General features: G+C 59.8%; 16 protein-coding genes and 2 pseudogenes. 8 read left to right on the top strand and 10 right to left on the bottom strand.

Going from position 1 to position 21,941, the window contains the following annotated elements; translation table 11 throughout:
- Positions 1-63: 63 nt before the first annotated feature.
- Together uraH and RHM68_RS00360 are read right to left on the bottom strand one after the other, a co-directional pair.
- Positions 64-474 (bottom strand): hydroxyisourate hydrolase, encoded by a 411-nt coding sequence (gene uraH / locus RHM68_RS00355; RefSeq protein ID WP_322219984.1) that lies wholly within the window; start codon positions 472-474, stop codon positions 64-66.
- Positions 471-971, bottom strand: a complete 501-nt coding sequence (locus tag RHM68_RS00360; RefSeq protein ID WP_322219985.1) for a heme-binding protein — start codon at positions 969-971, stop codon at positions 471-473. The genes uraH and RHM68_RS00360 overlap by 4 nt, the downstream gene beginning before the upstream one ends.
- A gap of 134 nt (positions 972-1,105) precedes the next feature.
- On the opposite strand from RHM68_RS00360, the gene RHM68_RS00365 reads away from it, so the two are divergent.
- A complete protein-coding gene (locus RHM68_RS00365) occupies positions 1,106-1,471 on the top strand; it encodes a response regulator (RefSeq protein WP_322219986.1) in 366 nt (121 codons plus the stop codon).
- A gap of 58 nt (positions 1,472-1,529) precedes the next feature.
- Here RHM68_RS00365 and RHM68_RS00370 read toward each other — a convergent pair whose 3' ends face one another.
- Complete coding sequence (locus tag RHM68_RS00370; RefSeq protein ID WP_322219987.1) at positions 1,530-2,534, bottom strand: AraC family transcriptional regulator; 1,005 nt, start codon at positions 2,532-2,534, stop codon at positions 1,530-1,532.
- Positions 2,535-2,633: 99 nt separating this feature from the next.
- Here RHM68_RS00370 and RHM68_RS00375 point away from each other — a divergent pair, with 99 nt between their 5' ends.
- Positions 2,634-3,707 (top strand): fatty acid desaturase, encoded by a 1,074-nt coding sequence (locus RHM68_RS00375; RefSeq protein ID WP_322219988.1) that lies wholly within the window; start codon positions 2,634-2,636, stop codon positions 3,705-3,707.
- A gap of 132 nt (positions 3,708-3,839) precedes the next feature.
- On the opposite strand, the pseudogene RHM68_RS00380 reads toward RHM68_RS00375, so the two are convergent.
- The 4 genes and pseudogenes from RHM68_RS00380 to RHM68_RS00390 form a co-directional block, all read right to left on the bottom strand.
- A pseudogene (locus RHM68_RS00380) lies at positions 3,840-4,004 on the bottom strand (arylsulfatase); the annotation flags it as partial.
- Positions 3,996-4,197 (bottom strand): annotated as a pseudogene (locus RHM68_RS26555) (hypothetical protein); the annotation flags it as partial. The pseudogenes RHM68_RS26555 and RHM68_RS00380, both read right to left, overlap by 9 nt.
- 14 nt (positions 4,198-4,211) lie before the next feature.
- Positions 4,212-5,027, bottom strand: coding sequence for an ABC transporter ATP-binding protein (locus tag RHM68_RS00385; RefSeq protein WP_322219989.1), 816 nt, complete (start codon positions 5,025-5,027; stop codon positions 4,212-4,214).
- Complete coding sequence (locus tag RHM68_RS00390; RefSeq protein ID WP_322219990.1) at positions 5,024-6,622, bottom strand: ABC transporter permease; 1,599 nt, start codon at positions 6,620-6,622, stop codon at positions 5,024-5,026. Before RHM68_RS00390 ends, RHM68_RS00385 begins: the two co-directional genes overlap by 4 nt.
- Positions 6,623-6,972: 350 nt before the next feature.
- Here RHM68_RS00390 and RHM68_RS00395 point away from each other — a divergent pair, with 350 nt between their 5' ends.
- On the top strand, positions 6,973-7,986 hold the full coding sequence (locus tag RHM68_RS00395) for an ABC transporter substrate-binding protein (RefSeq protein WP_322219991.1): 1,014 nt from the start codon (positions 6,973-6,975) through the stop codon (positions 7,984-7,986).
- A gap of 50 nt (positions 7,987-8,036) precedes the next feature.
- Here the strand turns inward: RHM68_RS00395 and RHM68_RS00400 are convergent, their stop codons facing one another.
- Positions 8,037-8,957, bottom strand: a complete 921-nt coding sequence (locus RHM68_RS00400) for a LysR family transcriptional regulator (RefSeq protein WP_322223635.1) — start codon at positions 8,955-8,957, stop codon at positions 8,037-8,039.
- A 183-nt stretch (positions 8,958-9,140) separates the two neighbouring features.
- Between RHM68_RS00400 and RHM68_RS00405 the strand changes: the two genes are divergently transcribed.
- Positions 9,141-10,061, top strand: a complete 921-nt coding sequence (locus RHM68_RS00405; RefSeq protein WP_322219992.1) for a TauD/TfdA family dioxygenase — start codon at positions 9,141-9,143, stop codon at positions 10,059-10,061.
- A gap of 74 nt (positions 10,062-10,135) precedes the next feature.
- Here RHM68_RS00405 and RHM68_RS00410 read toward each other — a convergent pair whose 3' ends face one another.
- Both RHM68_RS00410 and RHM68_RS00415 read right to left on the bottom strand, forming a co-directional pair.
- Positions 10,136-11,752 (bottom strand): alkaline phosphatase family protein, encoded by a 1,617-nt coding sequence (locus RHM68_RS00410; RefSeq protein ID WP_322219993.1) that lies wholly within the window; start codon positions 11,750-11,752, stop codon positions 10,136-10,138.
- A 118-nt stretch (positions 11,753-11,870) separates the two neighbouring features.
- Positions 11,871-12,815: a LysR family transcriptional regulator gene (locus RHM68_RS00415; protein WP_322219994.1), complete on the bottom strand. Its 945-nt coding sequence runs from the start codon at positions 12,813-12,815 to the stop codon at positions 11,871-11,873.
- 164 nt (positions 12,816-12,979) lie between these two features.
- Here RHM68_RS00415 and RHM68_RS00420 point away from each other — a divergent pair, with 164 nt between their 5' ends.
- The 4 genes from RHM68_RS00420 to RHM68_RS00435 all read left to right on the top strand — a co-directional run bounded on the left by RHM68_RS00420 (position 12,980) and on the right by RHM68_RS00435 (position 21,899).
- Positions 12,980-15,340, top strand: a complete 2,361-nt coding sequence (locus RHM68_RS00420; RefSeq protein ID WP_322219995.1) for a TonB-dependent receptor — start codon at positions 12,980-12,982, stop codon at positions 15,338-15,340.
- 175 nt (positions 15,341-15,515) lie between these two features.
- Entirely contained in the window at positions 15,516-17,588 is a 2,073-nt protein-coding gene (locus RHM68_RS00425; RefSeq protein ID WP_322219996.1) for a type VI secretion system tip protein VgrG, read from the top strand.
- Positions 17,581-18,456 carry a DUF4123 domain-containing protein gene (locus RHM68_RS00430; RefSeq protein WP_322219997.1) on the top strand — a complete coding sequence of 292 codons (876 nt, stop codon included), beginning with the start codon at positions 17,581-17,583 and terminating at the stop codon, positions 18,454-18,456. Before RHM68_RS00425 ends, RHM68_RS00430 begins: the two co-directional genes overlap by 8 nt.
- Positions 18,453-21,899, top strand: coding sequence for a toxin VasX (locus RHM68_RS00435; RefSeq protein WP_322219998.1), 3,447 nt, complete (start codon positions 18,453-18,455; stop codon positions 21,897-21,899). The genes RHM68_RS00430 and RHM68_RS00435 overlap by 4 nt, the downstream gene beginning before the upstream one ends.
- The last annotated feature ends 42 nt before the right edge of the window (positions 21,900-21,941 follow it).

Here is a 21,941-nt window from a genome sequence, read left to right on the forward strand (position 1 = left end):
ACATGGCTGTCGAACGACAGGAGGCTATCGCGATCAGGCTGCACTCAGAAATGGGGGGTGGGTCTAGGAACCGCGATAGGTCGAGAAACCATAGGGGCTAAGCAGCAGCGGGATGTGGTAATGCTGATCCGTTTGCTTCACTTCAAAAATCACCGGTATTTCCGGAAAAAACGTCTCATGTCTGGTCTTTTTGAAGTAGTCACCCGTCTTGAACACCACCCGATACTCCCCCGCCTCGAACGGCTGTTTGGCCGGGTACAGCTCAGCAATGCGCCCTTGTTCGTTGGTGATGCCCTCCGCCAGCGGCTGCCAATGCTGGCCGACGTGTTTTTCAAGGGTGACGTTGATGCCCGCTGAAGGCAGGCCGTTTTCCAGGTTGAGTACATGCACGCTTAAAGGATTGCCGGCCGCAAACGCCAAGCTTGTCAGGCTGCTGAGGCCTAGGGCGGCGAGGGTCATGCGCAGGGTGTTCATGGTCGTTCTCCTGAGTTGAGTTGGTTGGTCCGCAGGCCGACAGACTCGGTCGCTTTGATCGCGCAGTTTTCGTCTTGCTCGCCACCGCCGGAACCGGCCACGCCGAGCGCGCCCACTAGTTCATCGCCGGCAAACAGCGGTACGCCGCCGCCCAGCAAGAGCAATTCGTGGAGGGTGTTGAGGTTGGCGGTTTCAGGGTTGCTGCGCGCGCGTTGGGCGAACAACCGAGTCGGGGTTTTGGTCGACAGCGCGGTGTAGGCCTTGCGCTGACTGGCGACGGTATTGTGCGGGCCGATGCCGTCGGCGCGCAGGGTCACTAGCAGATTACCGCCGCGATCCAGCACCGAGACTGTGCCTGTGCAACTGGCCAGCGTGGCATCGGCCAGCAGGCGTGCGGTCCGCAGGTCGAGGTCCGCGTGGCGCGGTAAATCAGTGGCCGCGAACGCGCTGCCGGTCAGGCCGGCGGCAAGGCTCAGGGCGAGGGTTTTGAACAACATGGGCAGGCTCCGAAAATCACGGCGCCACCTTATCCCGGCATTTTTGCAGAACACCGTCAGCACGATTACAAGTTTGTAATGGGCAATCGGGCCGAACGCGCCTAGCCTGTACCTCTGAAAAATTGAGGTGTGCCATGCGTGTCCTGTTAGTGGAAGACGAACCTGAAGTCGCCAAGGCCCTGGCCAGCGGCTTGAGCGAAGCGAGTTATTCGGTGGATGTGGCGCTCAATGGTATGGACGGCCGGCGATTTATCGAGTCCGGCGAGTATGAGTTGATCATCCTCGACGTCATGCTGCCGGGGCTGAACGGCTGGCAGTTGCAGCAACAGATCCGCAAACTCGGCGAAACGCCGGTGCTGTTCCTCACCACCAAGGACGGCATCGAAGATCGTCTGCGCGGGCTTGAGCTGCATGAGGATGATTACCTGCTCAAACCGTTTGCCATGAGTGAGCTGGTGATGCGGGTACGTAAGTTGTTGCGGCGGGATCGGGGGCGTTGAGCGATTTCTACGGTGTCTGAAAAATTGCTTGGCGAGCAGACCCGTCCACACCGGTGCGTCAGCGCAAGCCATCCCGAAACTGTCCCGGCGTCATCCCGGTCCAGCGTTTGAAGGCACGGCTGAAGCTGCTGGTGTCCGCAAACCCCAGCAGATAACTGATCTCACTCAACGAACACTGCGGATCACGCAGGTGCAGCAGCGCTAAATTTTCGCGGCTTTCGTTGAGCAGCGTATCGAACCGACAGCCCTCGTCCGCCAGATGCCGTTGCAGGCTGCGCAGGCTCAGATGCAGGGTCTGGGCGATGCGTTCGGCACTGGGTTCGCCTTCGGGCAACTGCTCTTCAATGGCATCGCGCACCTTGCGCTCCCACGTCAAAAGCTTGAGTTGCGCCAATGTACGCTTGAGCACGGTTTCGTTGTGTTGTGCCAGTTCGGGATTAGCGTCGTCCAGGTGGCTGTCGAAATCCGCCAGGGAAAACTCCAGCCGGTCTTCGTCGGCAGCAAAGTACACCGGCGCCCGGAAGACCTTGTGCCAAGGGTGTGGGTCCGCCGGTTCCGGCCGGCGCAGATAGACGGCCAGCGGCGCGTAATCACGGCCCAGGCGATTGCGGCAGGTGCGCACGTAAATGGCGGCAAAGGCGTCGATGGCTTCGAGCGCCGGGGCGAGGTTGCCGACCGGGACTTGCAGGCGAAAGGTATAGCGGTCCTCGGTACGGGTCAATTTCAGCTCCAGGGCATCGCTGACCACCTGGTGATAACGCACGATCCGTTCAAACACTTCCCTAAGGCTGCCGCTGGCGACCAGCGCATAACCGAGCGCATGGAACGTGGTGGGGCTGACGAAGCGCGACACCCGCAGGCCAATTGCCGGGTCGCCGCTGGCCTGTACCGCGAGTTCCCACAGACGCGTGGTGCCGGACAAAGGGTAGCGTGCGTTCGGGTCGTCCATCAGGTGCGGGTCGAGTCCGGCCTGTTGGCACAGGCCGATGCTGTCCAGGCCCAGGGCATCGAGTTGCTTGCGCAGGGCGCGGGTCCAGCTGGCGAGGGAGGTCGGTTCAGTCATGCTGATTGGCGCTTCCGGTCAACAGATTGGCGTTCACGGCTACCCCGTTGTCAGCCTTCACAAGGCAGGATGTGAACCTCTAAACCCGAGGATGGAAGCATGGACGGTACTTCTGCAAGTCCCCAGCGACTGAATGCAGCCCAGCGATCAGCACATATTCGCGAAGTGGTGCTGGCCAAGGGGGTCGAACTGCGGCAGCGCTACCCACTTCTCAAGCATCAGGACGCGCTTGGCGTGGGCATTCTGACCTTTGCGCTGGCGGGAATGATCGGTTCGGCAGCGCTGTACATCACCGGGCACATTGCGTGGTGGGCATGCCTGCTGCTGAACGGTTTTTTCGCGTCTTTGACCCATGAGTTGGAGCATGATCTGATCCACAGCATGTACTTTCGCAAACAACGCATCCCGCACAACCTCATGTTGGGCCTGGTCTGGCTGGCACGGCCGAGCACGATCAATCCATGGATTCGCCGGCATCTGCACCTCAATCACCACAAGGTTTCCGGCACCGAAAGCGATATGGAAGAGCGTGCGATCACCAACGGTGAGCCTTGGGGTTTTGCACGGCTGTTAATGGTGGGCGATAACGTGATGTCAGCGTTCATCCGCATGCTGCGGGCGAAAACCTGGGCGCACAAATTCAGCATTATCAAGCGCACCCTGCGGGTCTATGCGCCGCTGGCGCTGGTGCATTGGGGCGCGTGGTACGTGTTTCTTGGGTTTCATGCCGCGAATGGTATCGCCCATCTGCTGGGGGCGCCGATTGAATGGTCAGCGACCACGTTGTCGGTGATGCAAGTGATCGACATCGCGGCGGTGGTGATCATCGGGCCGAACGTGTTGCGCACTTTTTGCCTGCATTTTGTCAGCTCCAACATGCACTACTACGGTGATGTCGAGCTGGGCAATGTGATTCAGCAAACTCAGGTGCTGAACCCTTGGTGGCTGTGGCCCTTGCAGGCGTTTTGCTTCAACTTCGGCAGCAGCCACGGGATTCACCATTTTGTGGTGAAGGAGCCGTTTTACATTCGCCAAATGACCGTGCCAGTGGGGCATAAAGTCATGCGAGAAATGGGTGTTCGGTTCAATGATTTCGGGACGTTTGCGCGGGCTAACCGGTTTGTGCGCAAGGACGAGGCGGTGAGGGAAGAGGTGCGTGCGGCCCAAGCGTGATGGTTGAGTCTGAGCGGCCCATCGCGAGCCAACTCGCGTCCACAGGGACTTCCCCGTGCTCACACATTGTGTGGCCGCTGAAGACCCAGTGAGCAAGCGAGCCCGCTCGCGATTGCGGTCGTGCAGGCCCCCTCAATCCTGGTCAAACGGCGACTCGCTCAATATCACGCCGGTCTCCTCCACGTAAGTTTGCCAATGCTCGATCAGGGCGTTGAGCCTCTCCGGCTGACTCAAAGCCAAATCATGAACCTCCCCCGGATCGCTCCCCAAGTCATACAACTGCCAGGTTGCCGGCCCGGGCAACAGCGAAAATGAACGCTCGAACCCACGGGCGTGCGGCGCCCGGTCAGCGCTCAGGCCCAGGTGCCATTTGCCGCTCATCAGCGTTTGGTCGCCAGCCTCGCGCAGCAGTTTCACCGCCAAACGCACCGATGTTGGAAAAACCCAGGTCATCGGCCAGGATCACCAGAAAGTTGGGACGTTGCTGCATCAGAAATCTCCTGTTCAGCAGGCAATGAAGGACAGCGGCAGGTCGCGAATCTGCGCCGCCACCGTGGGTTGGTAGTGGTCGTCACTGGTGAGCTCGTGCAGCAGTTCTTCACGCAGTTGATGGAAGTCGAAACGGCTGCGCTGTCGCGGATGCGGCAAAACGATGTCGACCACTTGCTTGATGCGGCCGGGACGCGGCTCCATCACCACCACGCGGTCGGCGAGAAAGATCGCTTCCTCGACATCGTGAGTGACCAGGATTGTGGTGATTTTTGCGCGGTTACGGATCGCCAGCAGCTCGTCTTGCATCTGCTGCCGCGTCAGGGCGTCGAGGGCGCCGAAAGGTTCGTCCAGCAGCAGAATTCGCGGGCTGGCGACCAACCCGCGAGCGATTGCCACCCTTTGTGCCATGCCGCCGGAGAGCTGGTGCGGGTAGGCGCGGGTGAAGTCGGTGAGGCCGACCAACTCGATGAAGTCACGGATGCGTTGTTGTTTCTGATCGGCGCTCAGTGGTTCATTGACCAGGCCCAGGCCGATGTTCTCGGCCACCGTCAGCCACGGGAACAAGCGGTGCTCCTGAAAGACAATGCCGCGTTCGCCACCGATGCCGGTGACCGCTTTGCCGTCCACGGTTATCTGGCCGCGAAACTGCGTATCGAGGCCCACCAGCAGGCGCAGTAAGGTGGACTTGCCGCAGCCACTGGAACCGACGATGGCGACAAATTCGCCCTCGGCGATGTCCAGGTTGAACTCACGAATCGCCTCCAGCTCAACGCCATCGACGTCGAAGGATTTGCCCACGTGATTGAAGCTGACAATCGGTGCGTTCATACGTGTCTCCAGCCGGTAGCGCGGATTTCCAGGCGTTGGCCAATGAGGTTGAGCAGGGCGCCGGTCAGGCCCACCAGCAACATGCCGGCCATGATCAGGTCCATGCGTAACAGTTGCTGGGCGCCAATCATCTGGCTGCCGATTCCGCCATTGGACGGCATGAAATATTCGGCACCGATGGTGCCAAGCCAGGCGTAGATCAGGCTCAGTCGCAGCCCGGCGAAAATCCCCGGTGCTGCGCCCGGCAAGACCAAGCGGCGAAGGCGTTGGCCAAGGTTGAGGCGCAGCACCTGCGCGGCTTCAGTGAGTTGCGGCGAGAGGTTGGCGACGCTACGTTGGGTGGCGATGAACAGCGGAAAAAACGCCGCCAGTGCGACAAACACCCACTTGGCCAACTCGCCCAGGCCGAACCACGCCGTGAGCAACGGCACCCAGGCGAAAATGGCGATCTGGCGAATGGCGGCCAGGGTCGGACCGAGGATGCGTTCGCTGGTGTGCGACAGTCCCAGCAGTAACCCCAGCGCAAACCCGAGACCGCCACCCAGCAGCAAACCTGCGACGGTGCGGCCCAGACTCAGGGCCATTGCGCTGATCAGTGTGCCGTCGCGCAGGCCGTGCCACGTGGTTTCCAGCACCGCCTTCGGGCTGACCAGAATATGGGCGTCGACCCATTGTTGATCGGTGGTCACTTGCCACATCGCCAGCAGTGCCAAGGGCAGCAACCAGGGTTGCAGGTGCTGCCAGCCCGAGTACGTCGGAGCGCGGCGGATTTCGGCGGTCGCCGGGTGTGGCCAGAACACCCATTTTTTATCCAGCAGACCGATGCCGCGATCCATCGCTACGCCGATCAACCCGATCACCACGATGCAGACAAACACGATATCGAGCATGAACAACTGCCGGGCCCAGACCATCAGGTAGCCGATGCCTTCGCTGGACGCGAGCAGTTCGACGGCGAGCAATGAAGTCCAGCCGGCCGCCAGCGCCAGGCGCACGCCGGCCATGAAGGCGGGCAGCGCGGCGGGCAGCACCAGGCGTCGAATCAACAACCGTGGCGGCAGGCGCAGGACCGCAGCGGCTTCGCGTAATTTGGGTTGTGCATCGCGCACGCCGACCAACGTGTGCAAGGTCACCGGCACCACGATGGCCTTGACCAATACCACCAGTTTCAATACGTCGCCGATACCGAAAAACACCATGAACAGTGGAATCCAGGCGAGGGTTGGAACTTGCGCCAGCCCGGCAAAGGTCGGGAACACCAAGCGCTCCAGAAGCCGACTGGAGCCCAGCGCCGCGCCGAGGGCCGCACCGGCGCCGATTCCGGCGAGCAAACCCCAGAACAAGCGTTGCAGGCTGATCCACAGGTGGCCCCACAATTCGCCTTGGGCCAGCTCAACCGCGCTGCTCCAGACCAGCGCCGGTGCGGGCAGGATTTGCTCGCTCATCCAGTGATTCCGGCTGGCCAGCCACCACAGCGCGAACAGGCTGACGGGCAGTAGCCAGGGCAAGACTCGCTGGCTGAGGCTTGGCCAAAAACGCGCGGCGTTGAGCGGCGGCGCCACCAGCGGCAGGCAGAGAAGGGAAACACGGGCCATGGGTGACCTCCGTTGTCGGGTTGCAAGACAGGCCTGCTGTTGTGGGGAGCGCCTGCGCTATCGCGAGCAGGCTCGCTTCAACAGGTTTAGACATATGTTTATTTGATCTATTAAATTTAAAATAAATTCTATTAAGAGATAAGCAAGACCATTTAAGGCCTCCTGCCTACACGCATCCAATGCATTCGGAGAATATTTTCGATGCCGTTTAGGCATACACGGCCAAGAGCCCCATCCCTGTCGGCATAGAACAAAAAGATATAAAAATGTGAATTTATAGTATTTATGAGTTTGCTCCGATCAAGCCTACGTTCGGCTCCTCAACGCTGTCGCCACCAGGAGCCGCACCCATGAACCTTCCCTTTAAACGTGTCATCAGTCTGTTCGCCGTACCGGCCCTGGCGGGGTTGCTGGCGTTGACCGTCAATGCCGACGAACTCAAGGAAATCAGGATCGCCGTGCCCGATCTCAGTGCCGGTAGCCAGCACAGCGGCGGTGGCGTTGTGGATGTGCTGCGCGACCAGCAGATTTACGAAAAGGCTTTCGCCGATCAGGGCATCAAAATTCAATGGAGTTTTTTCAAGGGCGCCGGTCCGGTGATCAACGAAGCATTTGCCAATGGGCAGGTAGACCTGGCGTATCTCGGCGATCTGGCGGCGATTATTGGCAAGTCCAATGGTCTGGATACGCGACTGTTGAGTGCGTCCGCTCGAGGCGTGAAGCATTACCTGGGCGTGGTGCCAGGCTCGGGGATCAAGACCTTGCAAGACCTAAAAGGCAAGCGCGTGGCGATCTTTCGTGGTACCGCCAGCCAGTTGTCGTTTGACGCGGCACTGGCCAGCCAGGGCTTGAGCGAAAAGGATTTGAAGGTCATCAACCTGGATTTCAACGGCGCGGTTGCGGCGCTGGCGGCCAAGCAAATCGATGCATCCTGGGGCAGTTCCAATTTGACTGCGTTACAGGCCAAGGGCCTGGCGGAGTTGCCGCTGAGCACCAAAGATCTGGGCGGCGCCGGGAGCATCCAGAGTGTGTTGGTGGGCACCGGGAAATTTGTCGACGAGCATCCTGAAGCGGTGGCGAAACTGTTGAAAGCGCAGCAGCAAGCGGTGGAGTGGTTGACCCAGGACAGCCATAAGGATGCCTATATTCAGCTGGTATCAGGGCTGGCGAGTTATCCGCCGGTGATTCTTCAGCAGGACTTGAAGGACCAGAAATTGAGTGAGGTGTTTCCTTCGACGCTGGACCCAGTGTTCCTGGGGAAATTGCAGGACGCGGTGGACCTGGCTTCGCAGCAGAAGCTGATTCGCAAGCCATTCAAGGTGACGGATTGGGTGGCGCCTGAATTGACAGCGGCGAAACTCTGACTCGCTAGCCGCTGTGCGCATGTCTTCGCGGGCTTGCCCGCGATGAGTCGCTAAACCGCGAGGCCCATTGGCCGCTTGTCCACCGCCACCAACGTCTCAATCATCGTCCTTGCGGCGGGTGACAAGCGGAACCCGGTGCGGCTGACAATCCCGCACCGCGCATTCATGCTGTCGATGTTCTGCGGCAAATTGCGCCAGTGCAGCAACGCCAGCGAACCCCGTGCGATGTCCTCGATAAACGCTTCTTCCGTGCCTACGCCAATCGCGTTGGATTGCAGCACGATTTTCACCAGCGCCGGAAAGTGTTCAGTCTCGATGGTCGGCGAGAAGTCCATCCGGCCGCTAAGGTTGGCCAGCAATTTGCGGATGCCGGGTGGAATCAATGTGGTCGCCAACGGATAGTCGAACATGTCGTTGGTCGACAGGCTGTCCTTGGCCAGCAGTGGATGTCCCGGTCGGCAGAAAAACACCCCGCGCTTGGGTGTCAGCGCTTGCGTCTGAAAGTTAGGGTCGGCTTCGAAATGGCGAATGTCGGCAATAAAAAATTCGATCTCTTCACGGCTCAGTGCGCGGCTGAGTCTTTCCCAGTTATCCACTTGAAAACAGGTGCGTACTTTCGGGTGCGCATTGATGAAATGCGCCACCGAATCGGGCACCAGTTTCACCGCCGGGGCCGGCCCGCAACCGAAGCGCAGCTCACCGGCGTCGAGCTTGGTCATGCGGGTCACTTCGGCCGTGAGCAGTGTTGCACCCTGGACCAGGGTCAGGGCGTGTTGCAACACTACCTGGCCCTCGGGCGTGGGGCGTAAATCCTTGTTGCCACGGTCTACCAGTACGCAGCCGAACTCTTGCTCAAGCCCCTGAATACTGCGGCTGAACGCCGGTTGAGTAATGCCCATGGCGTCTGCCGCGCGAACGAAACTGCGGTGCTCGTTGAGGGCGATGAAGTAGCGCAACTGGCGAAGATCCATATGCTTTTGCGGCATCCCAAAAATAGCTCGAAGGCATTTGCGACGAGGTTGTGTTGAGGTTTTAAATGCAAGCTCTTATTCCGTCAACGAAGCATATGAATATCTATTAGATCTAAAACGAATATAGATAGAGCGTTGTTTCGCTGCCGCTCAACCGTCAGCAGTCCGATCGAGGGTCTCACCATGAGCAATGCCGCTTTCGCTGTAACACCCGCAGTTCACGCGTTGGAAATCCATCCGGTGGCCGGTCGGATCGGCGCCGAAATTCGTGGCGTGCAACTTTCCGGTGAACTGGACGCCAGCGTTGTCGAGTCGATCCAGCAAGCGCTGGTGCAATACAAAGTGCTGTTCTTCCGCGAGCAGACCCAGCTCGACGATCAGCGCCAGGAAGCGTTTGCTCATCTGCTTGGTGAGCCGGTGGCGCACCCGACGGTGCCGGTGCGTGAAGGCACCCGTTACCTGATGGAGCTGGACGGCGCAGAGGGCCAGCGCGCTAACTCGTGGCACACCGACGTGACCTTCGTCGATGCCTATCCGAAAGCCTCGATCCTGCGCTCGGTGGTGGCCCCGGCCTTCGGTGGCGACACCCTATGGGCCAACACGGCCGCGGCCTACAACGAACTGGCGCCGGAACTGCGAGCGCTGGCTGAAAAACTGGTGGCGGTACACAGCAATGAATATGACTACGCCGGCGCCAGGCCTGACGTGTCGCCGGCGACGCTGGAGCGCTACCGCAAGGTCTTCACGTCCACCGTTTACGAGACCGAGCACCCGGTGGTTCGTGTACACCCGATCAGCGGCGAAAAAAGTTTGCTGCTGGGGCATTTCGTCAAGCGCATTAAGGGCTATTCCCACGCTGATTCGGCGCACCTGTTCGGCTTGCTGCAAAGTCATGTCACCCGTTTGGAAAACACCGTGCGCTGGCGTTGGAAGGCCGGTGATGTGGCGATCTGGGACAACCGTTCTACCCAGCATTACGCGGTGGATGATTATGGAACACAGGACCGTATCGTTCGGCGGGTGACGCTCAAGGGAGAGGTGCCGGTAGGGGTGGCTGGGCAGCGCAGTCAGACGATTAAAGGGGCTGAAAACGTCGGCGTCTGACCTGACGCCTTCACGGCCAAGCTCCCACAAGGTCATGCGTTTTCTGTGGGAGCGGGCTTGCCCGCGATGCTCTTTCACCACACCCCGATCTGCACCACTTTCTTGGTGTGCGGCTCACCATAACGAAACCGCTGCCCGCGCCAATCGATCTCCTGATGACTGATGGTCGTGCGCCGCTTCAATCCGCGCAGCCATTCAAAAAGGTACCCCGCATGTTCTTCGCGAACCGCGGCATACGCCGGATCAGCGCCGAGGTCGCGCAGCTCCTGCGGGTCATTCAGCAAGTCGAACAGCTGTGGGCGAAAGCCGTCATACGACAGGTATTTCCAGCGCTCGCTGCGCACCATGGTCATGCGGCAGCGGTCGATGGGCTGCGCCAGTCGTTCGCGGGCCGGTGCTTGAAACGCGTAGTCGTATTCGCTGATTGCGTAGCGGCGCCAGTCGGTTTGCACGCCGTGCAGCAGCGGGATCAGTGACCGTCCTTCGAGTCGGTGTTCAGCGTTCGGCAGACCCAACGCCTCGAGAAAGGTCGGCAACGCATCGATGGTCTCCGCTAGTCGATCGTCTACCGAGCCGCGAGTGAGATCAGCCTCCGGACGCGGATCGCGCACGATCAACGGAACGCCGACGGCCGGCTCCAGTAGAAACTCTTTTTCCCCCAGGTAATGGTCACCCAGGAAATCGCCGTGGTCGCTGGTGAACACAATCAAGGTATCGTCCCAGCGACCGCTGCTTTGGAGGACATCGAACAACCGTCCGAGTTGATCATCGACTTGCTTGATCAGTCCCATGTAGGTCGGGATCACGTTCAAACGCACCTCGTCCCTGGAAAAATTCAGACTCTCTTCGTGCTCACGGAAGGCGTTGTACACCGGGTGATCGCTTTCCTCGCCACGTGCCGCGCGCACCGGCTCAATCACCTGCTCTGCGCCATACAGCGCGTGATAGGGCGCGGGTGCGATGTAGGGCCAGTGGGGTTTGATGTACGACAGGTGCAGGCACCAACGCTGCTCACCTTGTTCGGTGATGAAGTCGATGGCGCGGTCGGTGGTGTAGACCGTTTCCGAATGCTCCTCGGGCACCCTGGCGGGCAAATGGGCGTTGCGCATTTTCCAGCCGCTGAGGATTTCACCCTCTTTGCCTTCGGCCGCGTTGGCCCAGTCGTGCCAAGGGTTACGCCCCTCGAAACCCAGGTCACGCAGGTAATGGGTGTAGGGCGCTGACTCGCGTTTGTCGTCGAACAGCGGGTCGTCAGGGAAGATTCCGTCGTGACGTAAGTACGCCTCGAAACCGACTTCGTTCAGCACCTCGGCCTGTGCGCTGGCGGGATCGATGGCCAGCCGTTGCAGGGCCTCGATATTAGGTGTGGCGTGAGTCTTGCCGACCAGCGCGGTGCGGACTCCGTGAGGGCGCAGATAGTCGCCAACGGTCAGTTCTTCCAGGGGTAACGGCACCGCGTTCCACGCCACTTGATGACTGCTGACGTAGCGTCCGGTGTAGGCCGACATCCGTGACGGTCCGCAGATCGTGCCTTGGCTGTAGGCGCGGCTGAAGCGAACGCCGGCGGCGGCCAAGCGATCAATGTTCGGGGTGTGCAAATGCGGGTGGCCGTAGCACGACAGGTAATCGCGGCGAAGTTGATCGCACATGATGTACAGCACATTGCGGACGGGGTTTTGGGTGTTGGGCATGGGGCTCACCGATCAAAAGACTGGCAAGGGTTTTCGCTGCTAAGGCGGGGTTAAGGCAAGTGCATTTGGGGACTGGGTTGTATGCAGCGCCTGCATCGGTGTCACCGATAGCGGCAGGTCAGACCGCCAGCTTATCGAGCGAGCACACGTCCTCATCCTGGGCATCAATCGCCTTGATCTGCGCAATCATCGCCTCGGCCAACGGCGACAACCGATACCCCGCAAGGCTGACAATGCCGTAACGGGTGTGCAGCGCTTCGAGGTCATCGGCCAACCCTTCGATCTTCAAACACACCAGCTCACCCTTGGCCGTGTGCAGCGCATCGGAATAGGCGCCGACGATGCCGATGGCGTCGGAGTGCATCACCACACTCAGCAAGCTGTAGCTGTTTTCACACTCCACATTCGGTTTGAAATCCGGTCGCCCGCTCAAATCGACGAGAACTTTGCGCAGGTTCGGCGGGCGGATGCTAACGGCCATCGGGTAGCTCATCAATTCGGCGGCGCTGACACGTTCACGCCCCGCCAGCGGATGTCCGATGCGGCAGCAGAAATGCCATTTGCGGGGCCGTAAGCGTTGAGTCAGGTACTGCGGATCCGCCTCGAAAGAGCGGGTGTCGGCGACGAAAAATTCGAACTCCTCACTCAGCAATCGCTTGCTCAGGCTCTGCCAGTCGTCTACCTGAAACTGCACCCGAGCCTTGGGATAGCGCCCGATGAAATGGCCGATTGCCCGTGGGATTAATCCCGCCGCCGGCGCTGGTCCGCAACCGAAATGCAGCTCACCGGCCTCCAGGCCGTTGAACTGGCTGATCTCGTTGGCCATCTGCTGCGCGCCGCTGACCAGCCGCCGTGCGTGTTCGAGCAGCACCTGTCCCTGCTTGGTTGGCGCCAGGTCCTTACGCCCGCGATCAACCAACTGACAGCCGACGCTGTGTTCCAGCGCCTGAATGCTGCGGCTGAACGCCGATTGCGAAAGGTTCACCGCCAGCGCTCCCGCGACGAAGCTGCGCTGGTCAGCGAGGGCGATGAAGTGGCGTAGCTGGCGTAAATCGATATGCATTTTTCACATAAAAAATATCGGGGAAATGCATTGGATATGCATCAGGTGGACTCCTTATAAAGGCAATCTCTTATGCAGTAAAACTTTATAAAAACATAAATAAATAACCTTAAAGAATATGCAATACCAAAATCACTGTGTGTTTTTTGATCAGGAGTCGCTGAATGAGCCTGTTACATCTTGCGTCACCGCTACCCCCTCGACGGCTCAAACGCCTGCCCCTGGCCCTGTTGCTAGCGGGGAGTGCCAGTTGGACTCAGGGTTATGCGGCCGAGGTTGCCACCCCGGAACCGGCCACCACGGGCAAAACCACGGCCGAGGGCGCGCAGCTGGAAACCGTCACAGTCACCACGCGCCGTCGCGAGGAAAGCGCGCAGGACGTACCAACGCCGATGAGCGTGATCAGCGGCCAGTCTTTGGAAAGTCAGCGGGTTTATCGCATTCAGGATTTGCAGCAACGGGTGCCCAGCGTCAACGTCGCCTACATGCATGCGCGCCAATCCAGCGTGTCGATTCGCGGCCTGGGGAATAACCCGGCCAGCGACGGCCTCGAAGGCAGCGTCGGGCTCTACATCGACAACGTCTACCTCGGCCGGCCGGGCATGGCCGTGTTCGACTTGATGGACATCGAGCAACTCGAAGTGCTGCGCGGTCCGCAAGGGACTTTGTTCGGCAAAAACACCACCGCCGGTGTGATCAACATCAACACCCGGGCACCGAGCTTCACCGCTGAACGCAGCATCGAAAGTTCGGTGGGCGAGGACGGGTATTTCCAGACCAAGGGCACTGTCTCCGGGCCATTGAATGAGCAACTGGCCGGACGCTTTTCGGCCTACCGCACCCGAAGCGACGGCGACATCAAGAACGAATACAACGGCCATGAACTGAACGGCGGCTCGCGCGACGGTTTTCGTGGGCAGTTGCTGTACAAACCCAACGAGTCGTTCAACCTGCGCTGGATCGGCGACTACAACGAAGAGGACTCCAGCGCCGGCACTCGCGTGCTGTACAGCACCGGGCCGACCATCAATGGCGTGAATCTCTACCAGTCCCGCGCCGCCGTTGTCGGTGCGACGCTGGCCAACGGACCTCATCGCGAGGTCAACCTTGATAGCGATCAGCACGTCACGGTGCATCAGGGCGGTACGTCGGTGGAGGCCAACTGGACCTTGCCCAATGACTTTACCCTGACCTCTGTCAGCGCCTACCGCTGGTGGAATTTCACCCCGCGTAACGACGACGGTTTGAACGTACCCGTGGCTTATAACGCCGGGGTGTCGGTTGAGGATAAGCAATACTCCCAGGAGTTTCGCCTGGCTTCGCCCAAAGGTGAGTTCTTCGACTACGTGCTCGGCGCTTACTACTTCGGCTCGAACCTGGACAACACATCCTTTTCCTATTACGGCCCGCAAGCCGACCTCTGGAACGGCACGCCACGGGGGGCGTTGGCCAACGTCAACAGCGTCGGCAATGGGCACATTGAAACCAATAGTTTTGCGCTCTTCGCCCAAGGCACGTGGCACCTCAGCGAACGCCTCGATTTCACCGCCGGACTGCGGGGTACTTATGAAGAGAAAAACGCCTGGGTCACACGGAATGCGCCCGTGGGTGGCGCAGGGGTAAGCGGCGCGGCAGCCGCGGCCAGGGGCGGCCGTACTGGCGCTTACGATTCCGGCGATTTGAATCAGTACAGCTCAAGCCCCTCGGGCCTGCTGAACCTCAGCTACCGCTTTACCGACAACTTGCTGGGTTACGCGACCCTGTCCCATGGCGAGAAATCCGGCGGGGTCAACCTGGCTGTGGGTTCGGCACCGACGGCAGGCGCTGATTCACTGCTGATCGGCACCGAGCGCGCCAACAACGCCGAACTCGGCTTCAAAAGCACCCTCTGGGACAAGCGCCTGCAACTCAACGCCAACGTCTTCTGGACTCAGGTCAATGCTTACCAGACCAACGCTTACGATGACGTCAACCGCGTGCAATACCTGACCAATGCCGGTTCCGTGCGCTCGCGTGGTGTGGAGGTCGAAAGCACCCTGATCCCTCTGCGCGGCCTGACCCTGAACCTCAACGGCTCGTTCAACGACGTCAGCTACCTCTCTTACAAAGATGCACCGTGCCCACCGGAAGTCAGCCAGGCACCGGGCGCTCCGGCGTCGTGCGACCTCAGCGGTCATCAAGTGGTTGGCGCCTCGAAATGGATCGGCAACGCCAACGGCGAATACAAATGGAACCTGAACAACGGTTTCGAAGAGTACGTCACCGCCAGCTACGCCTTCCGCTCCAAAGCGGTGGGCACGGTGGAAGACTCTGACTACGGGCAGATCCCGAGTTACGCGGTGGTCAACTTATCCACCGGCCTGCGTGGCGACTTTAATCAGAGGCAGTGGGATGTCTCGCTGTGGCTGAAAAACGCCTTCGACAAAACCTATTACACAACCCTGTGGACCGGCGGTAACGGCGGGTACGAAGGCTTGCTGGGGACACCCAGAACGCTGGGGGTGACCGGTCGCTACGACTTCTGATCGGTGACGTGACTGACGCACATGTTGAAAATCAGAAAGCTCATACAGAACTCCTGGATTAGTCCTACATCAATCAATTCCTCCCATTGCTAACGTACTCGGCTCTTTCGCGAGCACGGGCCATGGACGGTTTGGACGTCGCGCTTTCATATCCTCTGGGCTTAAGGATAAGCGTATGTTCGGGTCAGCCAATACGGCGCATTTCACACTGCACATCCCCGCAGTTAGTCACGATTTCAAGGTGCTCGCGTTTGACGGTACAGAGGCCATCAGCGCCTTGTACGCGATCAAGGTCGAGCTGGTCAGCGAGCACCCTGATTTCGATCTGGAACGCCTGCTCAGTCAGCCGGCGTTTCTGCAATTTGGCTTCAACGGCGAAGGCCTTCACGGCCGCATCGAAGACGTCATGGTCGGTGAGGCCGGCAAGCGCCTGACCCGTTATCACCTGACGCTGGTGCCGGCGCTGCACTATTTGCAGTTCAGCCACAACCCACGGATTTTCCAGCGGTTGACGGTGCCGCAGATCATCACGCAAGTGCTCAAGGGGCACGGCATCCTGAGCGATGCGTTCAGCTTCCATGTCAGCACCAGCCCCGAGCGTGAGTACTGCACTCAATACGGTGAAAGTGACCTGGATTTCGTCCAGCGCTTGTGCGCCGAAGACGGCATCGCGTGGCATCACCAGCATTCATCGGACGGTCATCAGTTGGTGTTCACCGACGATCAAACCTTCTTCCCTAAACTGGGCTCCACCCCCTACCAGCAAGACTCGGGCATGGTCGCGGAGCACCCGGTGGTCAACCAGTTTTCCATGCGTTTCAGCACCCGTACCAGCTACGTGACCCGCCGCGACTACGACCTGAAACGGTCACAGCTGTTGCTGGAAAACAGCTTCAGCGCCGAGTTCACCCCGGTGCTGGAAGACTACGATTACCCGTTGCTGATGCAGACTGAAAAACGCGGCAGACAACTCGCCCGTCAGGCCTTGGAGCGCCACCGCACCGACTATCAGTTGGCCCAAGGCACCAGCGATCAGCCGACCCTGCGCAGCGGTCACTTTTTTGACCTGATGGAGCATCCGCGTAAAACCGCCAACGATCTGTGGCTGCTGCTAAGCGTTACGCACTTTGGGAAACAGCCACAAGCACTCGAAGAGGTGATCACCCGCGACGTCAAACCCGAAGAGGGTTTCACTCAGGGTTACCGCAATACGTTCAGCGCCATTCCGTGGGACGTTTTTTATCGTCCGCCGCTGTGCCCACGCCAAGCGCAGCTGGTCAGCCAGACCGCACGCGTCACCGGGCCGGAGGGCGAAGAGATTTTTTGCGATGAGTTTGGTCGGGTAAAGGTCGAACTGCCTTGGGACCGCGCCGAACTCAACAGCGATAAAAGCAGTTGCTGGCTACGGGTCTCGTCCAGTTGGGCGGGCGAGCAGTTCGGCGCGGTGACCATCCCGCGCATCGGCATGGAAGTCGTCGTCACCTACCTCGAAGGCGACCCCGACCAGCCGCTGATCACCGGTTGCGTGCCGAACAAAGTCACCTGCGTCGCCCATGCCTTGCCCGAACACAAAACCAAAACCGTATTGCGCAGCCACAGCTCGCCGCGCACCGGCGGCTACAACGAACTGTCGCTGGAAGACCGCGCCGGGCAGGAAAAAATCTACCTGCGGGCCCAGCGCGATATCGAGCAACTGATCCTCAACGACAGCGACAGCCGCATCGGCAACGACCGCCGTGAACAAATCGCCCGCGACAGCCACAGCCTGATCGGCAACGACCGTTTTGAACAGGTGGACCAGCACAGCGCCAGCCTGATCAAGGGCGACGAACTGCACACCACCGAAGGCGCGCGCAATACGGTGATCGGCGGTGAAGAACGGATCAGCATCAGCAGTAACGCCAGCACCACGGTGGCCGGAACGCTGGTGATTCAGGCGGGTTCGCAAGCGCATATGACGGCCGCCAATGTGGTGATTGAGGCCGACGTGAGCCTGACGCTTGAGGCCGGTGGCCAACACATCGTGATCAACGCCAGCGGGATTTTCAGCAGCGTGGCCATTGTTCAGGGCGGGGCGCCGGTGGTGGGCGTCGTCGCCGCGCCGGCGTTGTCGGCTGAACAGGCTGCGTTAGCCGCCCTGCAAGTCCCTGTTCTACCCCTGCCACAGCGTTTGGCGTTGATGGACAAAAAACCGATCTGTGCGGTCTGCGAAGCCGCCCGACAACAAGGTGGACCCGCCCATGTTTGATTTGCCGCCGCTACCGGACGATTTGCCCTGGACGATGCCGGCTTACTTGCTGCTTGACGGTGTCAGCGCGTCAAACCTGGCGCAGCGTCTGCATCGTTGGAATAACCCGGCGTACTGCCTTTACCAAGGCACGCGCTGGCAGGCGTTGTCGGACATTTCACCTTATTTGATCTTGCTCAACGGCGCGCACGACTCACTGCTGGCGTACTACCAGGAACACGCCGCCCTGGAATGGGGCTATCTGCTGTTCAGTGCCGCTGAGGCAACAACGCTCTGCAAGCATTGGCGGCGCCTGCTGAGCGTCGAACACCCGAGCGGCATTGAGGTAATGCCACGCATTGCCGATCCGGCCGTTATGCATCAATTGCTTGGCCTTGCTGCGCAGGCACCGGACGCATGCTGGTTCGGCCCCGTCGAACACGTGTGTTTGCCCGATGCGCTGCAAGCCAGTTGGCACCAGCACACCCGCCCCGCTCACCTGACGCCACAGAGCCCCCAGACCTATCGCCTGACGGACCAGGAGCTCACGGCCTTGGGGGAGGTAGAGTTTCGTCATCGGGTATTTGGCTTGAGTGAGCACCTGCACACGCATTTCCCCACGTTCATGGCGTCTTCTTCCGTGCAAGAGCGTCTGTGTTATGCCCATCAGATGGCCCAGGAGGCTTACCGGCAGGGCTTCACCTCGGAGCAGGAAATCACCCTTTACGCCAATGTCTTTGGTTCTCTGGCCGGGCAACCGTTGGCAGACCATGCGGACATTGTCGAGTTGCTGACGGCCTCCACCGCGCAGTCCCCTTTGCCACGCGTGCAACGCGCAGCTGAACTGGCTCAGCGCCGTGTAATAGACCCACAAGGAAGCCGCCGGTGACTGCCCGACAACCGCCTAAAATCGATGCCAACACTGCCGCGATGGCCAAGAGTGCCCAAGATGTTCGCTCACCCTTGGGGCTCTGCCCGTTGATGAGCTTAAAAGTGCAGTTGCTGCCGCTGCGCTATGGCCTGGTCGAACACCTCGACCCCTCGTGCGAACTGTCCATGCCGCTGACACTGAGCAGCCAGCCCTTGGGCATCCGGTTGTTGCGCGACGGCTACCTGTACCTCATCGACCCCGCGACGGGTTTTTTGCATGAGTACGCGATTGAGCAAGGTCGCGTCACCCAACTGCTCTGGAACAGCCAGGAAGTTACCGGCGATACGCGCACCGCGGCGGTGGGTGATCCGCACTTGGTGTTTATGCGCCAGCACACGGTGTACGCCAGCTATTCGGAAATTCAGTGGACCGCCAACAAATGCGCGCAAGTGCTCAAGCACAGCGTCGAGCGCGAACGCTTGATGCAGCGCATCGAGCTGGCGAGTGCCTGTCCGGTGAACGGCGGCGCCGATCTGCTGAGTAAACAGCAGGCTGAACGCTGGCTGGCGGAAGTGGCAGAAAACACCCCGAAAACCGATCTTTGGGGCGTTACTCAGCCGATGCCGGTCAAGGCCTTGCCCGACGGCGCCCACCCCCAAGAGCGTCAGCCCTATCACTGGGAAGACACGCCGCTGTTTCAGGAAACCGCGATTGAAGCACTGACCAGCCAAGTGCTCGGGCCACACCAGAACGATTATTTGTTTTTAGTCTTGCGCGATGACATCGGCGTGATGCGCGATCTGGCCAGCGCACAACTGAAAGTCGCCGACTGGATCGGGCACTGGAGTGACGACGATGCGGCTCAGCGGCAGTACCTCACCGGCGCGTATATTCAGTCGCTGTACGAGGTGAGTCCGGGTCGTCTGGAGGCATTGGGCGCCTCTGATCCCCAGGTTAAAGCCCTCAAGGATGACACCACGCCCGAGCAGCAGGCCACGATTTATGAGCACCTGCACGTCAGGCAAGCGGCGGGCGGGCCGAGCCGCTACGACGATATAGCGTTTTGGCGCAACTCGCCTAACCCAGGGGTCCAGGCCTGGTTCAGGATGTACGACGCGCTGGGCGAGGTGAAGTGGCAAAAACACGGTAAGACCATCGAACAACTGGAGCAACAGTCGAAGGACGCCCTGCACGGCGAAAAAATCGGCCAGCGTGGCATTGATGACTTGGTCAATCGGGCAGACATGGAAGCGTTTGTCAGCCATCAACAGCGCTTACTGAGCCATTGGCAGCAACGACTTCAGGCTATTCGCGAAGATCGCTTGAACTTGATCACCGGTGGTTACTTTCACCGGGCGGCCTGGTATTACGACTTCGAACACGATGGGCAGATCAAGCATCGCCTGGAAACCGAGTTCGTGTGTGTCGCCGCGCTGTGCGGGGATCGCGCCGCGACGGAAAAACTGGCGGTCTACCTGGAGAAAAACCTGCTCACCGTCGTCCCCGGACTGGACACCTTGACCCTGGCGGATCAGCTCGATGTGAGCAAAAAGCTGATGGACTTGAGCAATTTCTCGATCAAAGTGGGCACGGCCGAGGAGAGCTTGGCCAACGTCAACACGCTCTCCAGCCAGTTCAAAAGCCTGATGAACGAACGGCTGCCCAACTTTGCGGATTTGAATACGCGGTTTAGTGGGCTGCAAAGTCTGTTGGATAGCGCTTATATTCCCGCGCATCAGTTAATCGCAGCGGACCAGTTAGACCGAGCACACAACGAATTCAAGCGACAACAGCCCATTGACCCCAACAGCTTCATACGTAACATCGGGGCACCCGCTCGCCTGCAATTGCTGCGTGAGTTTTCCCGCAGTGGCTTAACGCTACGCGCAGCATCGGCTTCTGAAATACACGCGTTCAACCAGACCCGCGATGCCGCCCTCGACCTGCGTCGCCAGCTCAAAGACACCTATAAACTGCGCCAGCGCGAGTTATCAAGGCTAACCGCCGGCTTTGTGGCGCCGGGCGGCGAGCAGGTTTACAACGAGCGCATTAATCAACTCAAGACCAGGCTGGCACCGTTGGAAGACAACCTCAGCCGTGCGTTGACCGTCGGCAGTGGCAACCCCGGACAAATCGGCACGGTGGTCGATGGCATGGCGCCGAAACTGCGTGATGAAATGCACCGTACCGTGCGTGATTTTCGCGCAACAGGCACCTTCGGCCAACCCCTGAGCAGCGCCCTGAAGTCCGGAGGGGACGGGATTGCGCTGCTGTTGTTTGTGTATCAGGGGCAGAAGTTTGTAGAGGCGTTGAGTACGTTTGGTAAAAAATCCACGGTCTCTCTGTCCGACTGGAATGTGCTCTTTGAATCATTCATAGGCATGTCCGCTGCCGGCTTTGCAGCAGTGCAAGGCCTGTCGGTAACAATCTTGCAAGCGCATATCGAGCAGATGGACAGTGCCGCCGGCAAGCTCAATACCATGAGTCGATTGGGCCGTTGGGCCGGCATTGCCGGCGTGGGTGCCTTTGGCTTTGGCGCGCTGGCCGCCGCCATTGATTTAGGCAAACACTCCCAGCAATGGACTAAAGCGCTGGCCCAAGGCAATTACCAGAGCTTGGCGGCCACGAGCCTGCAACTCAGCGGTGACGCCATCTTGTTGGGCACCAATACCTGGGGCGCCAAACACACGACATCGGTCATTAGCCACATCCTGAAAAATCCCGCCGAGTTACGGGCCCTGGCTTGGGCCGAAGCCAGCCCCAAACTGCTGAGTATCGGCGTAAAAACCAACCTGGTCGGTTTGGTCGGCACCGCGTTGCAACTGACGGGGGAAGGCTTCTATCACTATTTCAACGTGGACGACTTGCAACAATGGTTCCAGGCCAGTGCGTGGGGCAAAAAAAACCTGCACCGCGGCCTGCCCGAAGACTGGAGCGCGTTGGCGAAGGCGGTGCAACAACCGACCTGTGAACTGGTGCGCGACGATAAATCCACCTACCTGAGGCTGGTGCTGCCCGGGGTCCGTACCCGGGAAATGGACCGCCGACAACTGCATCTACAGGCGTATCAGCAAACCCGCGATCGGCATATTCCCCGGCCCTACAGCCGCCAGTTGCCGCCTGCGCGCTGGCAGGAAAGCAGCGCGGCGTGGGCGGCAATATCGATGGTGGTCAGCCAGGAAGAGGAGGCGCTGACCCTTCATCTGCCGCTCGCTAAATTCCTGCAAACGACGGATTTTGCGCTGGCCCTCCACATCGGTTACCAACTGGAAGCCGAGCGTGATTTGCCGCACCGCAGCTGTTTTGTGTTGCGCAACCTGTACATCCAGACCGTGCGCGGGGTAAGCCTGCCGGCCAACGGCAGGTTCCCACTTGACCCGGAGCCGAGCATGCCCAGCGGCACCGGCAACGCGCCTTTCTGGTATTTCACCCGCGACGAAATGGCCACGGTCGATGTTTAGGGCGCTGTTCAAACGCCGCAAAAAATCCCCCGCCCCAGAGCC

Origin of the sequence: Pseudomonas sp. DC1.2 (assembly GCF_034351645.1) — a bacterium.
In the GTDB taxonomy this organism is placed as follows: Bacteria; Pseudomonadota; Gammaproteobacteria; order Pseudomonadales; family Pseudomonadaceae; genus Aquipseudomonas.

What these genes read in the sequence shown, in the direction of transcription:
- RHM68_RS00365 (WP_322219986.1), top strand. Translation starts at nt 1,106, where the DNA reads ATGCGTGTCCTGTTAGTGGAAGACGAACCTGAAGTCGCCAAGGCCCTG.
- RHM68_RS00370 (WP_322219987.1), bottom strand. Translation starts at nt 2,534, where the DNA reads ATGACTGAACCGACCTCCCTCGCCAGCTGGACCCGCGCCCTGCGCAAG.
- RHM68_RS00425 (WP_322219996.1), top strand. Translation starts at nt 15,516, where the DNA reads ATGTTCGGGTCAGCCAATACGGCGCATTTCACACTGCACATCCCCGCA.
- RHM68_RS00390 (WP_322219990.1), bottom strand. Translation starts at nt 6,622, where the DNA reads ATGGCCCGTGTTTCCCTTCTCTGCCTGCCGCTGGTGGCGCCGCCGCTC.
- RHM68_RS00375 (WP_322219988.1), top strand. Translation starts at nt 2,634, where the DNA reads ATGGACGGTACTTCTGCAAGTCCCCAGCGACTGAATGCAGCCCAGCGA.
- RHM68_RS00395 (WP_322219991.1), top strand. Translation starts at nt 6,973, where the DNA reads ATGAACCTTCCCTTTAAACGTGTCATCAGTCTGTTCGCCGTACCGGCC.
- RHM68_RS00420 (WP_322219995.1), top strand. Translation starts at nt 12,980, where the DNA reads ATGAGCCTGTTACATCTTGCGTCACCGCTACCCCCTCGACGGCTCAAA.
- RHM68_RS00415 (WP_322219994.1), bottom strand. Translation starts at nt 12,815, where the DNA reads ATGCATATCGATTTACGCCAGCTACGCCACTTCATCGCCCTCGCTGAC.
- uraH (WP_322219984.1), bottom strand. Translation starts at nt 474, where the DNA reads ATGAACACCCTGCGCATGACCCTCGCCGCCCTAGGCCTCAGCAGCCTG.
- RHM68_RS00360 (WP_322219985.1), bottom strand. Translation starts at nt 971, where the DNA reads ATGTTGTTCAAAACCCTCGCCCTGAGCCTTGCCGCCGGCCTGACCGGC.
- RHM68_RS00400 (WP_322223635.1), bottom strand. Translation starts at nt 8,957, where the DNA reads ATGGATCTTCGCCAGTTGCGCTACTTCATCGCCCTCAACGAGCACCGC.
- RHM68_RS00430 (WP_322219997.1), top strand. Translation starts at nt 17,581, where the DNA reads ATGTTTGATTTGCCGCCGCTACCGGACGATTTGCCCTGGACGATGCCG.
- RHM68_RS00405 (WP_322219992.1), top strand. Translation starts at nt 9,141, where the DNA reads ATGAGCAATGCCGCTTTCGCTGTAACACCCGCAGTTCACGCGTTGGAA.
- RHM68_RS00410 (WP_322219993.1), bottom strand. Translation starts at nt 11,752, where the DNA reads ATGCCCAACACCCAAAACCCCGTCCGCAATGTGCTGTACATCATGTGC.
- RHM68_RS00385 (WP_322219989.1), bottom strand. Translation starts at nt 5,027, where the DNA reads ATGAACGCACCGATTGTCAGCTTCAATCACGTGGGCAAATCCTTCGAC.